Origin of the sequence: Candidatus Blochmanniella pennsylvanica str. BPEN (genome assembly GCF_000011745.1) — a bacterium.
Classification (GTDB): domain Bacteria; phylum Pseudomonadota; class Gammaproteobacteria; order Enterobacterales; family Enterobacteriaceae; genus Blochmanniella; species Blochmanniella pennsylvanica.
In genome coordinates, this window is record NC_007292.1 from 344,743 (window position 1) to 364,489 (window position 19,747).

13 protein-coding genes are annotated in these 19,747 nt (G+C 28.9%); 9 read left to right on the forward strand and 4 right to left on the reverse strand.

Going from position 1 to position 19,747, the window contains the following annotated elements:
• Positions 1-33 precede the first annotated feature (33 nt).
• On the forward strand, positions 34-1,566 hold the full coding sequence (gene tilS, locus BPEN_RS01455; protein WP_011282834.1) for a tRNA lysidine(34) synthetase TilS: 1,533 nt from the start codon (positions 34-36) through the stop codon (positions 1,564-1,566).
• Positions 1,567-1,767: 201 nt separating this feature from the next.
• On the opposite strand, the gene BPEN_RS01460 is transcribed toward tilS, so the two are convergent.
• The gene (locus BPEN_RS01460) at positions 1,768-3,513 is read right to left on the reverse strand and encodes a proline--tRNA ligase (RefSeq protein WP_011282835.1); all 1,746 of its coding nucleotides are present in this window, start codon (positions 3,511-3,513) and stop codon (positions 1,768-1,770) included.
• A gap of 369 nt (positions 3,514-3,882) precedes the next feature.
• Here BPEN_RS01460 and gmhB point away from each other — a divergent pair, with 369 nt between their 5' ends.
• A complete protein-coding gene (gene gmhB, locus BPEN_RS01465) occupies positions 3,883-4,467 on the forward strand; it encodes a D-glycero-beta-D-manno-heptose 1,7-bisphosphate 7-phosphatase (protein WP_011282836.1) in 585 nt (194 codons plus the stop codon).
• A gap of 134 nt (positions 4,468-4,601) precedes the next feature.
• Here gmhB and accC read toward each other — a convergent pair whose 3' ends face one another.
• Genes accC through aroQ form a run of 3 tightly spaced genes read right to left on the reverse strand, consistent with a single transcriptional unit; the run spans position 4,602 to position 6,900 of the window.
• Positions 4,602-5,957, reverse strand: a complete 1,356-nt coding sequence (gene accC, locus BPEN_RS01470; protein ID WP_011282837.1) for an acetyl-CoA carboxylase biotin carboxylase subunit — start codon at positions 5,955-5,957, stop codon at positions 4,602-4,604.
• Between the two features lie 10 nt (positions 5,958-5,967).
• Entirely contained in the window at positions 5,968-6,420 is a 453-nt protein-coding gene (accB, locus tag BPEN_RS01475) for an acetyl-CoA carboxylase biotin carboxyl carrier protein (protein WP_011282838.1), read from the reverse strand.
• 21 nt (positions 6,421-6,441) lie between these two features.
• On the reverse strand, positions 6,442-6,900 hold the full coding sequence (gene aroQ, locus BPEN_RS01480; RefSeq protein ID WP_011282839.1) for a type II 3-dehydroquinate dehydratase: 459 nt from the start codon (positions 6,898-6,900) through the stop codon (positions 6,442-6,444).
• Between the two features lie 688 nt (positions 6,901-7,588).
• Between aroQ and BPEN_RS01485 the strand changes: the two genes are divergently transcribed.
• The 7 genes from BPEN_RS01485 to apt all read left to right on the forward strand — a co-directional run bounded on the left by BPEN_RS01485 (position 7,589) and on the right by apt (position 19,727).
• Positions 7,589-8,632: a rod shape-determining protein gene (locus BPEN_RS01485; RefSeq protein WP_011282840.1), complete on the forward strand. Its 1,044-nt coding sequence runs from the start codon at positions 7,589-7,591 to the stop codon at positions 8,630-8,632.
• 120 nt (positions 8,633-8,752) lie between these two features.
• Positions 8,753-9,568, forward strand: coding sequence for a rod shape-determining protein MreC (gene mreC / locus BPEN_RS01490; protein ID WP_011282841.1), 816 nt, complete (start codon positions 8,753-8,755; stop codon positions 9,566-9,568).
• Positions 9,569-9,678: 110 nt separating this feature from the next.
• Complete coding sequence (gene mreD, locus BPEN_RS01495) at positions 9,679-10,158, forward strand: rod shape-determining protein MreD (protein WP_011282842.1); 480 nt, start codon at positions 9,679-9,681, stop codon at positions 10,156-10,158.
• 409 nt (positions 10,159-10,567) lie between these two features.
• Positions 10,568-12,031, forward strand: a complete 1,464-nt coding sequence (gene tldD, locus BPEN_RS01500; protein ID WP_011282843.1) for a metalloprotease TldD — start codon at positions 10,568-10,570, stop codon at positions 12,029-12,031.
• 443 nt (positions 12,032-12,474) lie between these two features.
• On the forward strand, positions 12,475-13,815 hold the full coding sequence (gene pmbA / locus BPEN_RS01505; RefSeq protein WP_011282844.1) for a metalloprotease PmbA: 1,341 nt from the start codon (positions 12,475-12,477) through the stop codon (positions 13,813-13,815).
• Between the two features lie 1,334 nt (positions 13,816-15,149).
• The gene (gene lon / locus BPEN_RS01510; RefSeq protein WP_011282845.1) at positions 15,150-17,513 is read left to right on the forward strand and encodes an endopeptidase La; all 2,364 of its coding nucleotides are present in this window, start codon (positions 15,150-15,152) and stop codon (positions 17,511-17,513) included.
• Positions 17,514-19,172: 1,659 nt separating this feature from the next.
• The gene (gene apt / locus BPEN_RS01515) at positions 19,173-19,727 is read left to right on the forward strand and encodes an adenine phosphoribosyltransferase (RefSeq protein ID WP_011282846.1); all 555 of its coding nucleotides are present in this window, start codon (positions 19,173-19,175) and stop codon (positions 19,725-19,727) included.
• Positions 19,728-19,747: the final 20 nt, after the last annotated feature.

The following is a 19,747-nucleotide window of genomic DNA, read 5'->3' on the forward strand; positions in this document are numbered from 1 at the left end:
TCATGACTTTATATTTACTACATTAGTAAAAATATGATCACAACCAATACATCGTCAGAAAATTGGGATTTATATCGTAAAGTAACACATTGTCTTGTCGGACATACAAGATTAGTGTTGTCTTATAGTGGAGGACTGGATTCCACAGTACTTTTAGATATTTTAACAAGATTAAAAAATAATTCTGATCATTTCACATCATCTCCGTTCATGTTGCGCGCAATCTATGTACACCATGGTATTAGTAATTATTCGGATGAATGGGCTAGTCATTGTTTTAATCAATGTAAAATACGGGGCATACCTTTTTCAGTAATTCATATCAATTGCTATAATGCAGAAAATAAACAACGCAATATAGAAGCATTAGCACGAAATCTTCGTTATAAAAAATTATACAATCGTTTAAATTCAAAAGAAATACTTTTGACCGCGCATCACATGAATGATCAAGTAGAAAGTTTATTCCTTGCACTAAAGAGAGGGAGTGGTCCATCTGGACTATCTGGAATGAGTAAAAATGCATTATATGCTAATAAATACAGGTTATTAAGACCTTTATTGGATTGCTCTCGTGAACAATTAGAAATGTATGCTTATAAAAAAAAACTTGTTTGGATAGAAGACGATACGAATACAGATACACGTTTTGATCGTAATTTTTTACGCATAAAAATTTTGCCATCAATATATCAACGTTGGCCTTGTTTTAATCAAGTAGTTGCGCGTACTGCGCAACTATGCAGAGATCAAGAAAATTTATTAAATGAATTGTTGTCAGAATCTTTTCAAAAATTAATTGATGAATCAGATGGTTCTTTACTATTTATCCCATTATTTCAATACAGCATACCAAAAAGACAAGCTTTACTACGTCGTTGGCTATTGCATTTTTCTATGAAGATGCCTTCCTATCAACTTATAAATCGTATTTGGAAAGAAGTAGTATTAAGTCGGAAAGATGCAACCCCAATACTACAATTAGATAAATACCTATGTCGTCGTTTTCGTGAAAAGTTGTATATTTTACCTGTAAATATGAGATGTTCTTTAAATAGAATTGAATTATCATGGAACATCATACATAATGTATTTATACTACCATATAATTTAGGTAAATTAATATACCAACCATTAAGTATTAACGAACATGTTCCTAAAAATCCATTTGATCTGCATTTAAACATAAATTCTTCATTAAACACGTCTCATGATGTTTTTGAAAAATATAAAAAAGTTTTAACGCATTGTTTTGTTCGATCCCCAAAATCTGATGAAAAAATATCAATTATTTTTGGAAATATAGATGGGTTATTATATATTTTAGGAAGAAATCATGGTCGACATTTAAAAAAAATTTGGCAGGAATTAGGCGTACCTCCATGGCTAAGAAGTCGTATTCCTTTGCTTTTTTACAATAAAACATTAATTACTGCCATAGGAGTATTCATTACTCACAATGGCAAAATTATAAGTAAAGAGAATACGTTATGGAAAATATCTTGGTTACAAGATATTATATCTTATAAAATATTTAAAAATAGCGTTCGTTATCATTTAGAATGATTTTTCATATCTATTAACTAATTAAATAAAATAATTAGCCCTAAAACTATAAGTTTTACAAATTGGTTTATTTATTTAATAAATAATAGCTATTTGATATAACTTCAATCAACATAACTATTACATATATATATTCTTTATATATCACTGAAATTTTTTAATATCAACATTATTTTATCAATCCAAATTGATTAAAAAATCTCATGAAGAAACAATTTTTTCAATCAAATAACGTATTAACATTTCAAGTTTAATTTTTTCTATTTTATTTTTTTTACGATATTTATATTCTACCTCTTGATTAGCTAAACTACGATCACTAATAATCAGAATATGTGGTATTCCGATCAAATCTATATCAGCAAACATTGTACCTGGGTATTCTTTACGATCATCAATTAATATATCTATTCCTATAACAGATAACAGTTGTGTGTAAATTTTTTCTGCAATATTTCTTACATTAACAGAACGATACATATCAATTGGTATGATCGCTAATTTGAATGGTGCGATTACATCCGGCCATAAAATACCATTTTTATCATAATTTTGTTCAATAATCACAGCAATAATACGAGTAATTCCTATACCGTAACAACCCATTTCCATTGATAAATTATGTTTATGCTCATTATTTTTTTGTGAATAATTAGTATGCAAGTTTAAGTATTTTTGTCCTAATTGAAATATGTGTCCTATTTCAATACAGTTATGAATGGATAAGATATTTTTTTTATTAGTATACGAATTATGATGCAACACTTCATGTAAATCCGCTACTTTTGAAAATAGTATATCACGATTCCAATTAACCCCAAAAAAATATTTGCCGCTCATATTAGATCCGGCGACAAAATCGTTCATTTTTGCTACATTATAATCTATAATTAATGGTATAGACAAGTTAATAGGACCCAACAAATTGGGCTGTGCTCCGGTAATTTTTTGGATTTCTTCTGGCTCGATACAAGATAAAGGGATATGTATTTGTGGAATCATCGCAATTTTTTTTAAACTAATTTGATGATCAGCTCGAATGACTAATCCTAACAAAGAATAATCATTATTGATATGTTTATTTTTAGCGCGAACAATTATCGTTTTTACAAATTGGTGTATAGGCAAATTAAACTGATTTATTAATTCTTCTACAGATCTAATATTAGGAGCTGCTATTAATTGCATTGTTTCTACAGCCGTTTTCGGTTGTATTTTGATAGGAATCACATCATTCGATAACTGGAAGTCAATTAAATTATTATCAGGTATCATAGGAACCGCGATACTATCTTCGCCATTTTCAGAATATGCTTGAAACTCATGAGACAATGCCCCCCCGATTTTACCAGGTTCAGCTTGAACAACACAAAAATTTAGTCCAATACGATTAAAAATAGTGTGATATGTTTGGTACATGTTATTATATGTATTCTGAAGAGATTTCTGATTGATATGAAAAGAATATCCATCTTTCATAATGAATTCTCTAGCGCGTATTACTCCAGATCGAGGACGGGCTTCATCACGGTATTTAGTATGAATTTGATACACAATTAATGGAAACTGTTTATAAAGCATTGTTTCTTTACAAATAATTTCTGACACCATTTCTTCATGAGTTGGTCCTAATACAAATTCCTGATTATTGCGATTTTTAAAACGCAATAATTCTGTTCCATATCCTGTCCAACGACCACTTTTTTTCCATAATCTCGCAGGTTGAACTATCGGCATAGCTATTTCAATAGCACCAATTTTACTCATTTCTTCTCGAATAATATTTTCTATTTTCCGTAATACACGTAATCCAGTGGGTAACCAAGTATAAAGACCAGATGATACTTGACGAATTAAGCCAGCTCGTAACATTAGTTGATGGCTAATTGCTTTGCAATTCTTAGGCGCCTCTTTAAGAGTAGCTAATAAATATTGACTGGTACGCATTATTTTTGCCTGATATGAAAAAGTTTATTAGTAATTATAAAAATAATAATAATAATCGTCGTTAAAGTATATTTATAATTAAAGAATTAAATTCTTGATTTAATACCACACTATTATAAGCATACATTTAGTAATTTTTTATAAAACAATACAGTTATATATTCTAATGTGGTCTTATATATAAATATAATATTGTTCAATAAATTTTCTTATTTTATAGAAAATATCGATACTTTGATAACAATAATATTGTTTTTCATTTGACACTAAACTAATGATTATGTGCTATAATGTAATATTAATTTTTATTGTTAATACTATTTAATAAAATAAACATTTACAATTATAACAATAAATACAAGGCTCATCGTGAATAATGCTATATTTATGGACCGAGATGGCACTATTAATATTGATAAAAACTATGTGCATAATATTAATAATTTTTTTTTCATTGATAATGTCATAGATGCAATGGTAACTTTGAAAGAAATGAATTTCTTTTTAATCATAGTTACTAATCAATCTGGAATAGCACGAGGTTTATTTACTCAAAATGACTTCCTATTGCTAACAAAATGGATGATTGCTTATTTGGGGATGTATTACCATGTGTATATAGATGCAATTTATTTTTGTCCACATCATACACAAGGAATAATGAAAAAATTTCAACGAGCTTGTTTGTGTCGCAAACCTAACCCGGGAATGTTATTAGATGCAAAAAAACGTTTTAACATTAACATGATTACTTCTTATATGGTAGGAGATACTGAAGATGATATGTTGGCAGGCCAATTAGCAGGCGTTGGAACTAAAGTGTTAGTATGTAGCGGTAAAAAAATAACAAAAAAAACCAAAAAAACAGCAAACTGGGTCATAGAAAGTTTAGCATTTTTACCAAATATGATAAGAACACAACATGGTTATACAAAATATACAAATGTTTTTTAATGTTTATTTTATTAAATTAGTAGTACAAATTACATGTTATAATTTTAATACTTAAGAAGCTATATTATTCCCTTAATTAAAGATCAACAATCACTTTTATGTGAAAATATATATATGTTTTATTTTCTAATTATTTAGATATTAAGTTTGTTTTCTAAATAATGAATATTAATTCCATTACCTTTTTGAAAGGTCTCATCGGTTACAATTTTTAATTGTAATTCGATATTGGTATTTATTCCATCAATAATTAACTCTGATAACGCGTTTTTCATACGAGCAATAGCTATATCACGTGTTTCCCCAAAACAAATTAATTTTCCTATCATTGCATCATAATAAGGAGGCACCGAGTAGCCAGAATAAATATGAGATTCCCAACGCACACCTAATCCTCCGGGAGCGTGGAACCTAGTAATACATCCTGAACTAGGTATAAAGTTATGAGGATCTTCAGCATTAATGCGGCATTCTATAGCGTGTCCTTCAGATTTAATTGAATCTTGTGTAATGTTTAACGTATATCCAGAAGCAATTTTTAGCTGCTCTCTAATGAGATCTATTCCGGTAATCATTTCTGTAATAGGATGTTCCACTTGAATACGAGTATTCATTTCAATGAAAAAGAATTCATTATTCTCATATAAAAATTCAAATGTACCGACCCCACGATATCCAATTTTATAACAAATTTTTACACAACTTTCTCCTATATGTTTCCACATTGCAGAGCTAATACCTAACGCAGGACTCTCCTCTACTATCTTTTGATGTTTTCTTTGTACAGAACAATCACGTTCTGTCAAATAAATTATATTGCCTTTTCCATCAGATAACACTTGTATTTCTATATGCCTAGGATGTGCCAAGTATTGTTCTGCATAAATAGTATCATCATTAAACGTGTTTTTTGCTTCTGCTCGTATCATGCGTATAGCATCTTGTAAATCTGATTCTTTTTTAACTACACACATGCCACGCCCTCCTCCTCCATGAGCAGATTTTATGATAATTGGATAATTAATGTGTAAATTTTGACATGAAAAATTATAAATTTTATTATTTATGTTTTTATTCAGTTTATAATCCCAACCAGGAACAGTCATTATTCCTGATTCTTTCATAATAGCTATAGCAGATATTTTATTTCCCATTAAACGAATAGTTTCTGACCGCGGTCCAATAAAAACAAAACCGGAACGTTCAACTTGTTCTGCAAAGTCAGCGTTTTCTGATAAAAATCCATAACCAGGATGAATTCCTGATGATCCAGTAATTTCTGCAGCTGAAATAATAGCTGGAATATTTAAATAACTATGTATTGCAGGGGGAGGTCCTATACAAACAGTTTCATCGGCCAACAACACGTGTTTCAGATCACGATCTATGGTTGAATGCACAGCCACTGTTTGTATCCCTAATTCTTTACATGCGCGCAAAATGCGCAAAGCTATCTCTCCTCTATTTGCAATGACAATTTTTTCTAACATTCTGTTCTCGTTATTCGATGATAAGTAATGGCTCATTAAATTCGACCGGTTGACCGTTATCAATCAAAATTGCTTTGATTACACCTGATTTATCTGATTGAATTTGGTTCATCACTTTCATAGCTTCAACAATACATAAAGTATCGCCAACTTCAACCGTTTGACCTACTGATACAAATGGATTAGAATCTGAACTAGAAGCAATGTAAAAAATGCCTACCATTGGAGAACGTATAACATGCCCATTATCTATTAATTTAACATTTTCATAACGTGTTTCTGTATTTGAAATACAGACTGGTGTTTCCGATTCTTTCTTTGTAGGCAACCGGGTTGAGTCAGATGGTGTTTTAGATGTAGAACGAGTAATACGTACTATTTTATTTCCTTCAGAAATTTCTAATTTAGATATATTTGATTCTTCAATCAATGTAATTAATTTTTTTATTTTACGAATATCCATAACAAAACCTATGTGTATCTATCACTTATTAATCTTTTTGGATAAATATTTATGCGCCATATGTAAAGCACAATGATATCCGTATACTCCAAACCCACAAATAACACCAAGTGCAATATCAGACAAATACGAATGATATCGAAATTTTTCTCGAATATGTATATTAGAAAGATGAACTTCGATAAAAGCGATGTTCACGGATAAAAATGCATCTCGTAGCGCTATGCTAGTATGAGTAAAAGCTGCGGGGTTAATTATGATGAAATCCGAATTTTTGTAACTTTTATGTATACATTCAATCAATTCATGTTCTGCATTGGATTGAAAGTGATCCATATGTATACCTAAGGACTCAGAGGTTTTATACAAATTTGCAACAACATCAGATAAAGCCTCATATCCATATATATGTGGTTCACGTATGCCTAACAAATTTAAATTAGGTCCATTTATCAATAAAATACGAAATGTATTTACCATGATATTCAAATATCCTCATCAATTTAATATACAGTATACAACTGTAACTCATGCATATCGTCATATTTATTATTTAATACTTAACGAGTGTTCCTATATATTAGGAATGAGAAATTTTTTCTTATTCATAATATATTTCATAGAAAAATCATTATAATTACATAATGCATGTATTAACTATTTTATAATTAAAGACTAATGACACTAACATTACATTACTGTAATGTACATTTTAACTTTTTATTAATTATAATAACTATTATGCGCAGTATTAATGTAATAAACAATTTATTTTTTAATACCATTATTATAATATTGAGCTACAATTTTTTCAATAAAACAGGTAGTTGTAATCTTTCCATAAGTATAGAAAATATCTAAAATAATATTTTATGGTATTGTTTATATAGTATACATGTACTACATGTGTATTACACATATATAATTATGTTCGTCATGCAATACGGTTTATATTATGTATTATAATATAAACATTTTTTATGTAGTTAATATCTGAATTTTTATATTAAATAAATACAAAATATTACATAATATGTAACGTTTTCAACACAAAAACTTAAAACACGTTCAGGGATATTGCGTGATCATTTTATTTTATTGTTTTTCGAGAGGATTTAATAAAGAATGAATAATTTTAAAAAAAATTATAATACTATTTTAGATTATTATGTTTAAAAAATTCCGTGGTATATTTTCTAGCGATCTGTCTATTGATCTCGGAACTGCCAATACTTTGATTTATTTAAAAGGACAAGGTATTGTTTTAAACGAACCTTCTGTTGTAGCCATTAGACAGGACCGAGGAGGCATGCCTAAAAGCGTAGCTGCTGTAGGATATGCAGCAAAACAGATGCTAGGACGTACCCCCGGAAACATTGCGGCTATTCGTCCCATGAAAGACGGAGTAATCGCTGACTTTTTTATTACTGAAAAAATGTTGCAACATTTTATCAAACAAGTTCACAGTAATAGTTTCTTGAAACCAAGTCCTAGAGTGTTAGTGTGTGTTCCCGTAGGTGCTACACAAGTTGAACGTAGAGCTATACGTGAATCTGCGCAAGGAGCAGGCGCACGTGAGGTTTTTTTGATAGAAGAACCTATGGCAGCAGCTATCGGAGCTGGTTTACCAGTATCAGAAGCTACTGGTTCAATGGTAGTAGATATTGGAGGCGGCACTACCGAAGTCGCAGTAATTTCACTTAATGGAGTAGTGTATTCATCATCCGTTAGGATTGGGGGAGACCGTTTTGACGAAGCTATTATTAGCTATGTAAGACGTCATTATGGTTCCTTGATTGGAGAGGTAACTTCAGAAAGAATAAAACATACCATAGGTTCTGCATATTTAGATGATGAACTTCGTGAAATAAAAGTACGTGGACGAAATTTAGCAGAAGGAATACCACGGAGTTTCGTATTAAATAATAATGAAATTTTAGAAGCGTTACAGGAACCGTTAACTGGTATCGTCAGCGCAGTTATGGCGGCACTAGAGCAATGTCCACCAGAATTAGCATCTGATATCTCTGAATATGGAATGGTATTAACTGGGGGAGGAGCATTATTAAGAAATATCGATCGTTTATTAATAAAAGAAACTAGCATTCCTGTAGTAATCGCAGAGGATCCGCTGACTTGTGTTGCACGAGGTGGTGGTAAGGCGCTTGATATGATTGATGTACACGGTCGAGATTTATTTAGTGAAGAATAATTTTTTTAAAGCGCTATAGAATAATTTTTATAATTTTAAGTTGATAAAATCATATAAATTAAAATGAATTCCTTTTGTAATATATATTAATTAATATTTTTAAACTCAAGGTATCTTTCCATGTATAGCGCTGTAAGTAATAAATTTCCTTATTTAGAATTACGTTTGTTTTTGGCAATAATAATGTCTGTTGTTATTATTATTGCCGATGGAAAATTAAATATGTTTTTGAAATTAAGAAGTTACATAGATAATTCTGTTTATTTATTTTATTATTTATGTGATAAGTCGCGTAATATATACGATTATACTACAAAAGTGTTAGAAGGGTATAACGAATTAATATTGGAAAATAATACATTGCGTCAAGAGTTATTTTTAAAAAACAGTGAATTATTATTAATAGATCAGTATAAACGTGAAAATTGCAAGTTACATGCATTACTTAATTCTCCTTTTTGTTACGACAAACGAAAAATAATTGCTAGAATTCTTTTTTTTAACGCAGATTCATACGGTAATAAAGTTACAATAAATCAAGGAAAGAATAATAATATCTACATTGGTCAACCAGTTATTACCGATGCAGGAATAATAGGACAAGTCATTTCTACCAATGCACTTAGTAGTCGTGTCATGTTAATTTGTGATCCTGAACATGCTTTACCGGTACAAATAAAGCGTAATAATATGCGTTTTATTTTAATGGGTTGTGGATATGGTGCAGATTTGCGCGCAGAATATCCAGGATATCTGGATGTATGTGTTGGTGATATGTTGATAACATCTGGATTAGATGGTCGTTTTCCGGAAGGATATCCAGTAGCAATCATATCTAATATAATAGTAGATTCAGAACAAGATTCAACTATCATTCAAGCACATCCAATGGTTAAATTACAATCTTTATGTTATGTAGTATTAATTTGGGAATAGTTCTGAAATTAATATTCAAATATTTATCTATTAAATCCATCATTAATAATGATAATATATAAATATGTTGTTCAGTATAATTATATTTGCAATATAAACAACTTGACAAAATGTACAATAAATTCAACAATTATAAATTGTGGGTAGTATACAGTTCCTTTATAATTGCAATTTTTTTACAAACTATTCCCTTTTATCCTCGAATATGGAATGTGCATCCATCCTGGACAATGATATTGTTAATTCGTTGGATTACGATACTTCCAAATCAGGTAAACATCGGTACTGGATTTGCTTTAGGATTAATAATCGATATTATACTAGGCTCTACTTTAGGAATACACTCTTTATCTTTAAGCATACTTGCTTATTTAGTAAGCCGAAACATTTATTTTTTTAGGTATATGCCTATTTGGCAACAGTCTTTTATTATCATATTTTTTTCGTTCATTAATCAAAGTATTATATTTTTAGTAAAATTTTTGATAAACAAAGTTTTATGTACACCAGAAATATTTTGGAGCTGCCTATTAGATGGCGGAGTATGGCCATTTTTGGTTCTTTTAATGCATAAAATGCATCGAAACTAATCAATAATTGATGATTTATAAATACCAACAGTAATAATTAACATCGAATAATTATTTCAGTTAAATAAATATAAATCTTTGATTGCTTTAACGAATTATAAGCGCTATCTTACTAGGATCATTTAATTAAAAAATATGCATATATGTATATATGTGTATGAACGTGTGTAAAAAAAATAATAAGATTGATAAAATGTTTAATTTAGTATAAGTATATTTAAAAATCAGTATATTTTTAAACATAGTAAAGTATTTCAAAATAAAATAAAGCAAACATATATATTATATATTAACCAATATTAAATCACACTTAAATAAAAACATATAAAATTATTAAAAGTACATATTCTAAAAATTCTTGCCAAATTGGCGGGGTACATACTAATATCATATTTTAAATAGAGGTTATATGAACTTAGATTTTGTGATTGAAAGACTACTCGCACCTAATAATTTGCAATATAATGATCTTTTATATTTATTAGATATGACAGAAAAATTCCAAATAGATTACTCAGATCTATATTTTCAATCATACTGTCATGAAACATGGGCTCTTGAAGAGAGTATCATTAAATCTGGGTCCTACACAATAGATCAGGGCGCTGGTGCACGAGTAATCATAGGCGAACAAACTGGGTTTGCTTACACCGACCAATTAACTCTAGACGCATTAATGCGTAGCATGAAAGCTGCTACCAGCATTACAAACGAACGTCATTGCAATAACAATATTACTACTGTTGATTTAAAGGAACATAAAGATATTTATCCTACTGCATATTCCTATATGAATCCACTGTCTAATATATCTAAGGAAGAAAAAATTGAACTATTAATGAGGATAGATAAAATAGCACGTGCTACTGATTCTAGAGTACAAAAAGTTAATGCCAGTTTATCAGGTGTTTATGAACAAATTTTAGTAGCAGCTACAGATGGTACTTTATCCGCAGATGTTCGACCGTTAGTACGTTTATCTATATTAGTGCAATCAGAACAAGATGGGAAAAGAGAACAAGGAATAAGTGGTGGCGGCGGGAGATTTGGGTACGATTTTTTTTTAGATACTATCGCAGAAGGAGAAATTCGAGCCGATTGTTGGACCAAAGATGCTGTTCAAATGAGTTTAATTAATCTTGAAGCTGTAGCAGCTCCAGCAGGAACTATGACAGTAGTTTTGGGATCAGGTTGGCCTGGTATTTTATTGCATGAAGCGGTAGGGCATGGTCTAGAAGGAGATTTTAATAGAAGAGGTAGTTCGGTATTTTCTAACAAAATCGGAAAAATAGTAGCTTCAGAATTATGTACAATAGTAGATGATGCTACATTGAAGGGATCACGTGGATCATTAACTATTGATGATGAAGGAATACCTGGTCAATATAATATTTTGATTAAAAATGGTATCTTACAAGGATACATGCAGGATAAATTAAATGCTAAACTAATGGGATGCACCTCGACAGGAAACGGTAGAAGAGAATCATATGCTTCTTTACCTATGCCGCGTATGACTAACACCTATATGTTGCCAGGTCAATCGACTCCAGAAGAAATTATCGACAGTGTAGATTACGGAGTATATGCTACGAATTTTAGCGGAGGACAAGTAGATATTACATCGGGCAAGTTTGTTTTTTCTACATCTGAAGCTTTCCTAATAGAAAAAGGTCGCATCACTAAATCTATAAAAGGAGCTACTTTAATAGGATCAGGTATCGAAATCATGAAAAGTGTTTCCATGGTTGGCAACGATCTATCCTTAGATAAAGGAGTAGGAATATGTATAAAAAACGGACAAAACATACCTGTTAGCGTCGGTCAACCAACAATAAAATTAAATAATATCACTATTGGGGGTACTAATTAATTAAATTGTATGCATGATACATACCCATAGCATTAAATAACAACAATCAAATAATAATAATGTAATTATATTAAATATTATTAAATTATGTGTAACTTTTGACTATACAAAAATATACTACATATAGTCTATGTTACTAATAGTAATTAGTATATTTGGAATCAAGCATAGACATATAATTATACAATCATGTTTTCATCTAATTTCTCATATCTTAGGAAATATTAATTTTAATGATATTGCTTACATTCGTATTCTTGCTTAGCATTAAATGCTACATTTATAATAATTTTTTAATTAGTGAATTTTTCATTAATTAAAAACAAATTTTTATTTTTTATATCATGCTGTATAGTTATTAACATCAGTTACTGATGTTAATAACTCTGATATGGATTAGAGACATTTATATTAATTAGGAATTTTTATTACAGGAGGATAGTATGAATGATATAGATGACGTGATACAACAACGTAATTTTTTAGAAAATATAGTACATCAAACATTAAATTTAGCACATACATATTCAAATGAAGTGGCAGTTTCAGTAGTTAAAACCACAGGAATTACAGTCAGTACTCGTTACGGAAAACTTGAGAATGTGGAATTTAATAATCGTAGTATCTTAGATATAACTATATTTCGTCAACAACGAAAAGGCAGCGCTCTTTCGAATGATTTAAATAAGAAAGCAATAAATCGTACTGTAGCAGCTGCAGCAGATATAGCATCTTATACTTCTCCAGACCCATATGCTGGAATTGCCGATAAAGAACTATTAGCATTCAATTCTATGAATCTTGAATTATTTCATCCAATTAGTTTAGATACTAAATTAGGAGTGACTTTAGCATCTACAGCAGAAGAAACAGCATTAAAATATGATAAACGTATAATTTATACTGAAGGAGGTAGATTTAGCAGTTATTTTACCACTAAAGTTTTTGGGAATAGTCATGGTATGTTACAAAGTTACACCAGTAGCCGACATTCTTTATGTTGTGGTGTGATTGCTGCAAGCAATGATATTATGGAACAAAATTATGCATATACATTAAGTCGTTCATTTGATGATTTACGTTCAGCAGAATGGGTTGGACAAGAATGTGCTCAACGCGCTCTAAATCATTTAAATCCTAAAAAATTAAAAACAATGGAATCTCCAGTATTATTCTCTGCAGAAGTAGCTACAAGTTTATTCCACCATTTAGCAAGTGCTATTCATGGGGATAATGTATTTCGTAAATCTACTTTTTTATTAAATGATCTGAAGAAAAAAATTTTTCCTTCTTGGATATCAATCAAAGAACGCCCGCATGTATTAAAAGGATTAGGATCAGCTCCATTTGATAGCGAAGGAATACAAACTTTGAACCGCACTATTGTAGAAAATGGTATATTAAATAGTTGGATTTTAAACAGTTATTCTGCACGTAAAATGGGGATAAAAAACACTGGACATGCTGACGGTATCTATAATTGGTATATTAGTTATCAAAATTTAAGTTTTATGGAATTAATTAAGAATATGCAACGCGGCCTTGTTGTTACTAACATCATGGGGCAAGGAATTAATATTACTACCGGAGATTACTCACGTGGAGTAGCTGGTTTTTGGGTAGAAAACGGTGATATTCAGTATCCAGTAAATGAAATTGCTATTGCTGGCAATCTAAAAGATATGTTTTATAACATTGATGCTATTGGACACGATATTGAAACACGTAATCATATTCATTGTGGATCTGTTTTAATATCTTCTATGAAGATAGCAGGTATTTAAAATAATAATTATACATATACAGATATACATAATTAATAAAATTATTGTATCTATTGCATGATTTTTGTAGTTTTACAGCGTAAAGAATAACTCTTTAAAATTTTATTATATTTTTAGATGAAATTAATATTATTTTAAATTGAAATGAATATTATACGTTCATATAATACATAATTAATTATTATATAAATATTATCGAATTAATAAAATTATAACTTCTCTAATAATTTATGTCACCTAACTATATATAATTGTAATTAAAGCTTTAATAAATAACAAATAAAAAGTATTAAAATCGGAAATTGTTAAATAAATGAATTGATATCTAAATAATAATATCTAAACATTATCTAAAAATAAATAATGTTAATGGAACATAATTTCCATTTAAATAGTCATAAATAAAATAACATCAAAAAATTTAATTTTTAAAAAATAATTATTTTTTAATTATATAGATAATATAACTAAAGTGTTAATAAAACAATAATTTCTCCTAAGCAATTAGGAACATAATAAAAACACATCAAAACATTATAGAAAATAAAAATACTCTCGATCTATACAAATATTAATTGATTGAGATAATGTATAATTATATAATCGGAAATTTATGTATTTAAAACTATTAATAACCAAGAATTATTTATCAATATAGTCTGTTACTATTATGAAAAATAGTTTTACAAAAATAAATTTTTACCAAATTTTGATATATCATCATATTTACACACAAACTTAAACATTGTTGCATTGCTATTATTAAATAGAGTTAAAAACTTTGTAATTATCATTACTAATGACGGATAAAAATTGTCTGTTCATAATAATATATTGTTATACATGCACTTATTAGATAGAAATTTATTGTTCAAAAAACAATTAATTACTTAGCATCTAAAAATATGATTTTTAATGTTTTATCAAGTTAACATGATTAACTTGACATACATGTAAAACTGCATATATAAGAAATACTGATTACACTAATATACTTTCAATAAAATAAACGATTATATCTGAAAAATTGCAATAGTTAATAGGTTTATTGAAACATAATTATATATTTATTTTAATAAAAATTAGATTATTAAAAATACTAAGCGTGTTTTAATTACATAAAAATAATTTTTTACGTAATTAAAATCTAATAAATATTAGATGATAAAATAAATTCGGTATAAATAATTATTTATTTTTTGTTTTTCATCATGCTCGATGTTGAATATAATTGATTTATCCCCATATTTTTAGGTATTTGATTATTAAAATGGTGCAGCCGAATATTAAAAATGTTATAATATTAATAAGTTATAACCAAGAGAGATCGCTCTATGAATACTGATCAAACTGAGCGCATAGAAATACCTGTGTTACCTTTGCGTGATGTAGTGGTGTATCCACATATGGTGATTCCGTTATTCGTTGGTCGGGAAAAATCAATTAAATGTCTCGAATCTGCCATGAATGGCGACAAAAAAGTTATGTTAGTAGCTCAAAAAGAAGCATCAACCGATGAACCAAGTATTAATGACCTTTTTTCGGTTGGAACAATATCTATAATATTACAGATGCTTAAATTACCAGATGGTACAGTCAAAGTATTAGTAGAAGGAATAGAGCGTGCCCGTATCATTGAGTTAACTGATACTGGAAATCATTTTAAAGCTCAAGCAAGTGTTTTTCATTCTAATGAATTAAACGAACGTGAACAAGAAATTCTAATGCGCACTGTTATTAATCAATTTGAAGGATTTCTTAAACTTAATAAGAAAATACCTTCTGAAGTTTTAACATCCTTGAATAATATTGACAAGGCAGATCGTCTTGCTGATACCATCGCCGCGCATATGCCACTCAAATTAGATGATAAACAATCCATTTTAGAAATGTCAGATGTTACGGAAAGATTAGAATATTTAATAGCAATGATGGAATCAGAAATTGAATTATTACAAGTTGAAAAACGTATTCGTAATCGCGTAAAAAAACAAATGGAAAAAAGCCAACGTGAGTATTACTTAAATGAACAAATGAAAGCTATACAAAAAGAACTGGGAGAACTAGATGCTGTTATTGACGAAAACGAATCTCTTAGACGTAAAATAGAAGCAGCTAAAATGCCTAAAGAGGCACGAAACAAAGTAGAATCAGAGTGGCAAAAATTGAAAATGATGTCCCCTATGTCTGCTGAAGCTGCTGTAGTTCGCGGATATATTGATTGGATACTGTCAGTACCTTGGCATGCAAGAAGTAAAATGAAAAAAGATTTGCTTAAAGCTCAAGAAAGCCTGGACAAAGATCACTACGGATTAGAGCGTGTTAAAGATCGAATTTTAGAATATTTAGCAGTACAAAACAGAATCAATAAAATTAAAGGACCTATTTTATGTTTAGTAGGACCGCCCGGAGTAGGTAAAACATCACTTGGGCGATCTATTGCTAAAGCAACTGGACGTAAGTATATACGTATGGCTTTAGGTGGTATGCGCGATGAAGCCGAAATTAGAGGCCACCGTCGCACCTACATTGGATCTATGCCTGGTAAACTTATACAAAAGATGTCTAAAGTTGGAGTAAGGAATCCGTTATTCCTTTTAGATGAAATAGATAAAATGTCTTTAGATATGCGTGGAGATCCAGCGGCTGCTTTACTAGAAGTATTAGATCCCGAGCAAAATACTACTTTTAATGATCATTATTTAGAAATAGATTATGATTTATCTGATGTTATGTTTGTTGCTACTTCTAACTCAATGGATATTCCCAGTCCTTTGTTAGATCGTATGGAAGTAATACGTCTATCTGGTTATACCGAAGATGAAAAGTTAAATATAGCACGACAACATTTATTCACTAAACAAATAGAGCGCAACGCTTTAAAGATAGAAGAACTAACAATTCAAGACGATGCTTTAGTAAATATTATTAGACATTATACACGCGAAGCTGGAGTACGTAATTTAGAACGAGAAATTTCTAAATTATGTCGTAAAACAGTAAAAATGCTTTTAATGAATAAAAAAATAAGACATATAACCATTGATAAAAATAATTTAAAAGACTTTCTTGGTGTGCAACGCTATGATTGTATTCATGCAGATCAAGAAAATCGTGTAGGGCAAGTTACTGGATTAGCTTGGACTGAAGTAGGAGGAGATCTTTTAACTATTGAAACTGCTTGTGTTCCGGGAAAAGGAAAATTAACATATACTGGATCTTTAGGTGAAGTTATGCAAGAATCTATTCAAGCCGCATTAACTGTGGTAAGAGCGCGTGCGGATAAATTAGGTATTAATACTGATTTTTATGAAAAAAAAGACATTCATGTACATGTTCCAGAAGGAGCTACGCCAAAAGACGGACCAAGTGCTGGAATTGCTATGTGTACTGCTTTAGTTTCTTGCTTAACAGGAAATTCTGTTAAAGCTAGTGTAGCGATGACAGGAGAAATAACTTTAAGGGGACAAATATTACCTATTGGTGGATTGAAAGAAAAATTGTTAGCTGCGCATCGAGGAGGTATTAAAACAGTATTAATACCGTATGAAAACAAACGTGACTTAGAAGATATGCCAGCTATTGTAGTTAATAATTTGGATATTCATCCAGTCAAACAAATAGACGAAGTTTTAATATTAGCGCTACAAGATATCCCGTTTAATTCTGAAATAATACCTAAAGCACCATTAGTATGATGTATCGTGTAATTTTTAGAAACATAGAGATATATTAAAAATAAGGTGTATCATTTATTGTATTAAAATAATCACATATGAATGTATGTGAGAACTATAGTATGATATTCTGGTTAAATAGAAGTAATTTTTATTTTTTTAAACAAAAATTCGTAAAAAGTTAAATATTACTATTGATTTTAATTATTATAGATTAAATAATAAAACAGTTATTCTAATAAGATTAATATTTTTGTGTAGCACTTCCTATATTTTATATTATGGTTAGTGTGTTTTAATTATTTGAAAAATTTTCTGTATGCTATATGCATAACAGCTATGATATTTCCATTAAATTATATAGTAATCACTACTAAGCGCGCTGTATTTTTTATTCGGTGATAAGATCAACAATAATTAAACTATTTGATATAATTTTTTGAACAATAATATTAACTATTAGCATTCAATAGTAATTAATAAGAAATCTATGAAAATAATTAAAAAATCTTTTTTTACAGGTAAGGCATCTTCATTAAAGATTAAGATACAAAAATCCTGTCATCTATAGTTATAAAACTTCTAAAATCACATTATAGACATTTTAACCACCTAATTTCAAAATTAAAAACTATTTTTAAATCACATGATTACAAATACAAAATGTATTGTTAGTTAAAATCTTTATTTATATTTAAATGTTTAATTATTACTTGATAAATTCAAGATAATCGCAGATAATCTCCAGAGGGATGTTATCAAATTATTCATAATAATTTTTAAAAAATCGGTCAGATCTGGAAAGAAGCAGCCGTAATAAAAACTACGATGGGTATTTTTGTTTAGCATCCCGATAAAGTAGAGGTGACATGTTAATTTTTATGAGTCTTTCATATTAGTAAAAAAATAAAATAAAAATATTTGTTAGCATCTTTTTTTTGATCTACCAAATAGATATTTAGTCATATAAAATATCAAGCAATGAAATAGAAATGTTCAAGATATCGTTATTACAAATGTTGTGTTTATTTTTTTAAGAACATATTTATCATTATAGTTTTGTATCTTCTCAAACATATTAATGCTCAATTTTTTATGATTTTACTAAAAATAATAATTTTTAATCTTTAGAATGTACTCTGCTTCAGATACAAATAAACAATCAATCCAAAAGTATCTAAATTGGTTCGATACCAATATCACTAAAAATATATCTTTTACTAATAATTAAATATATTTAAACAAAAAATTTACAAATTTCTAATAATATTTGACAATTTATTCAAATTTAATAATTTTTTATCCTAAAATACATTTTTATATAACTATATCGCCATTTTACATATTATATTAAAAAATAAAATGTACTTATTTATTGTTAATAACTAAATAATTGAATGCATATTTCAATTATATATATTTATATTACTACTGTATTGAAAATATTCTTACAAAAAATGTTCATTTATTTAAAATAAACACTTGAAATTTTCACTAAAAATATATATAAGGCACATGTATCATATTTAAATTTTTTATTGAAAAACGATATTATAAATTATACAAATATATAATGTTCTTTTACGAATAAAATAATTTAATAAAATTTAGTGGCAAAATAAAATTTATGTATAAATGTATACAAATTCAAATAAATATTGTTTTTATTTTGGAAAAAATATGACAAATGTTACGGATCAACAATTAGAATTGATCAAAAAAAGTATCCAATTTGTACCTAATTATCCAAAAAAAGGCATTTTATTTCGAGACATCACTGAATTGTTAAAAAATCCTCAAGCATATTCAGCAAGCATTACTCTTTTGGCCTATTATTATAGAAATCATAAATTAACTAAAGTAGTAGGTATAGAAGCTAGAGGATTCTTATTCAGTGCTCCATTAGCACTAATACTGAAACTAGGTTTTATTCCAGCCCGTAAATCAGGAAGGTTACCCCGTGATACTATTAGAGAGCCATATATTTTAGAATATGATAATGGATTCTTAGAAATACACACCGATTCTATTACTCCAGGTGACCAAGTTTTAATCATAGATGATTTACTAGCAACGGGCGGAACAATTGCAGCAGCGGTAAAATTAATCAGACGGTTAGGAGGAGAAGTAAATCATGCTGGATTTATAATAGATTTAGAAAATCTAGGTGGAAAATCATTATTAAAGGAAATAGGAATAAATTCCTATAGTTTAGTGACGTTCTCTAATCATTAAAATATACCCCACTAAACCAA

Bases quoted from the DNA above. Each gene is read 5' to 3' on its own strand.
- tilS (WP_011282834.1), top strand. From the start codon at position 34: ATGATCACAACCAATACATCGTCAGAAAATTGGGATTTATATCGTAAA.
- BPEN_RS01460 (WP_011282835.1), bottom strand. From the start codon at position 3,513: ATGCGTACCAGTCAATATTTATTAGCTACTCTTAAAGAGGCGCCTAAG.
- accC (WP_011282837.1), bottom strand. From the start codon at position 5,957: ATGTTAGAAAAAATTGTCATTGCAAATAGAGGAGAGATAGCTTTGCGC.
- accB (WP_011282838.1), bottom strand. From the start codon at position 6,420: ATGGATATTCGTAAAATAAAAAAATTAATTACATTGATTGAAGAATCA.
- aroQ (WP_011282839.1), bottom strand. From the start codon at position 6,900: ATGGTAAATACATTTCGTATTTTATTGATAAATGGACCTAATTTAAAT.
- BPEN_RS01485 (WP_011282840.1), top strand. From the start codon at position 7,589: ATGTTTAAAAAATTCCGTGGTATATTTTCTAGCGATCTGTCTATTGAT.
- mreC (WP_011282841.1), top strand. From the start codon at position 8,753: ATGTATAGCGCTGTAAGTAATAAATTTCCTTATTTAGAATTACGTTTG.
- mreD (WP_011282842.1), top strand. From the start codon at position 9,679: ATGTACAATAAATTCAACAATTATAAATTGTGGGTAGTATACAGTTCC.
- tldD (WP_011282843.1), top strand. From the start codon at position 10,568: ATGAACTTAGATTTTGTGATTGAAAGACTACTCGCACCTAATAATTTG.
- pmbA (WP_011282844.1), top strand. From the start codon at position 12,475: ATGAATGATATAGATGACGTGATACAACAACGTAATTTTTTAGAAAAT.
- lon (WP_011282845.1), top strand. From the start codon at position 15,150: ATGAATACTGATCAAACTGAGCGCATAGAAATACCTGTGTTACCTTTG.
- apt (WP_011282846.1), top strand. From the start codon at position 19,173: ATGACAAATGTTACGGATCAACAATTAGAATTGATCAAAAAAAGTATC.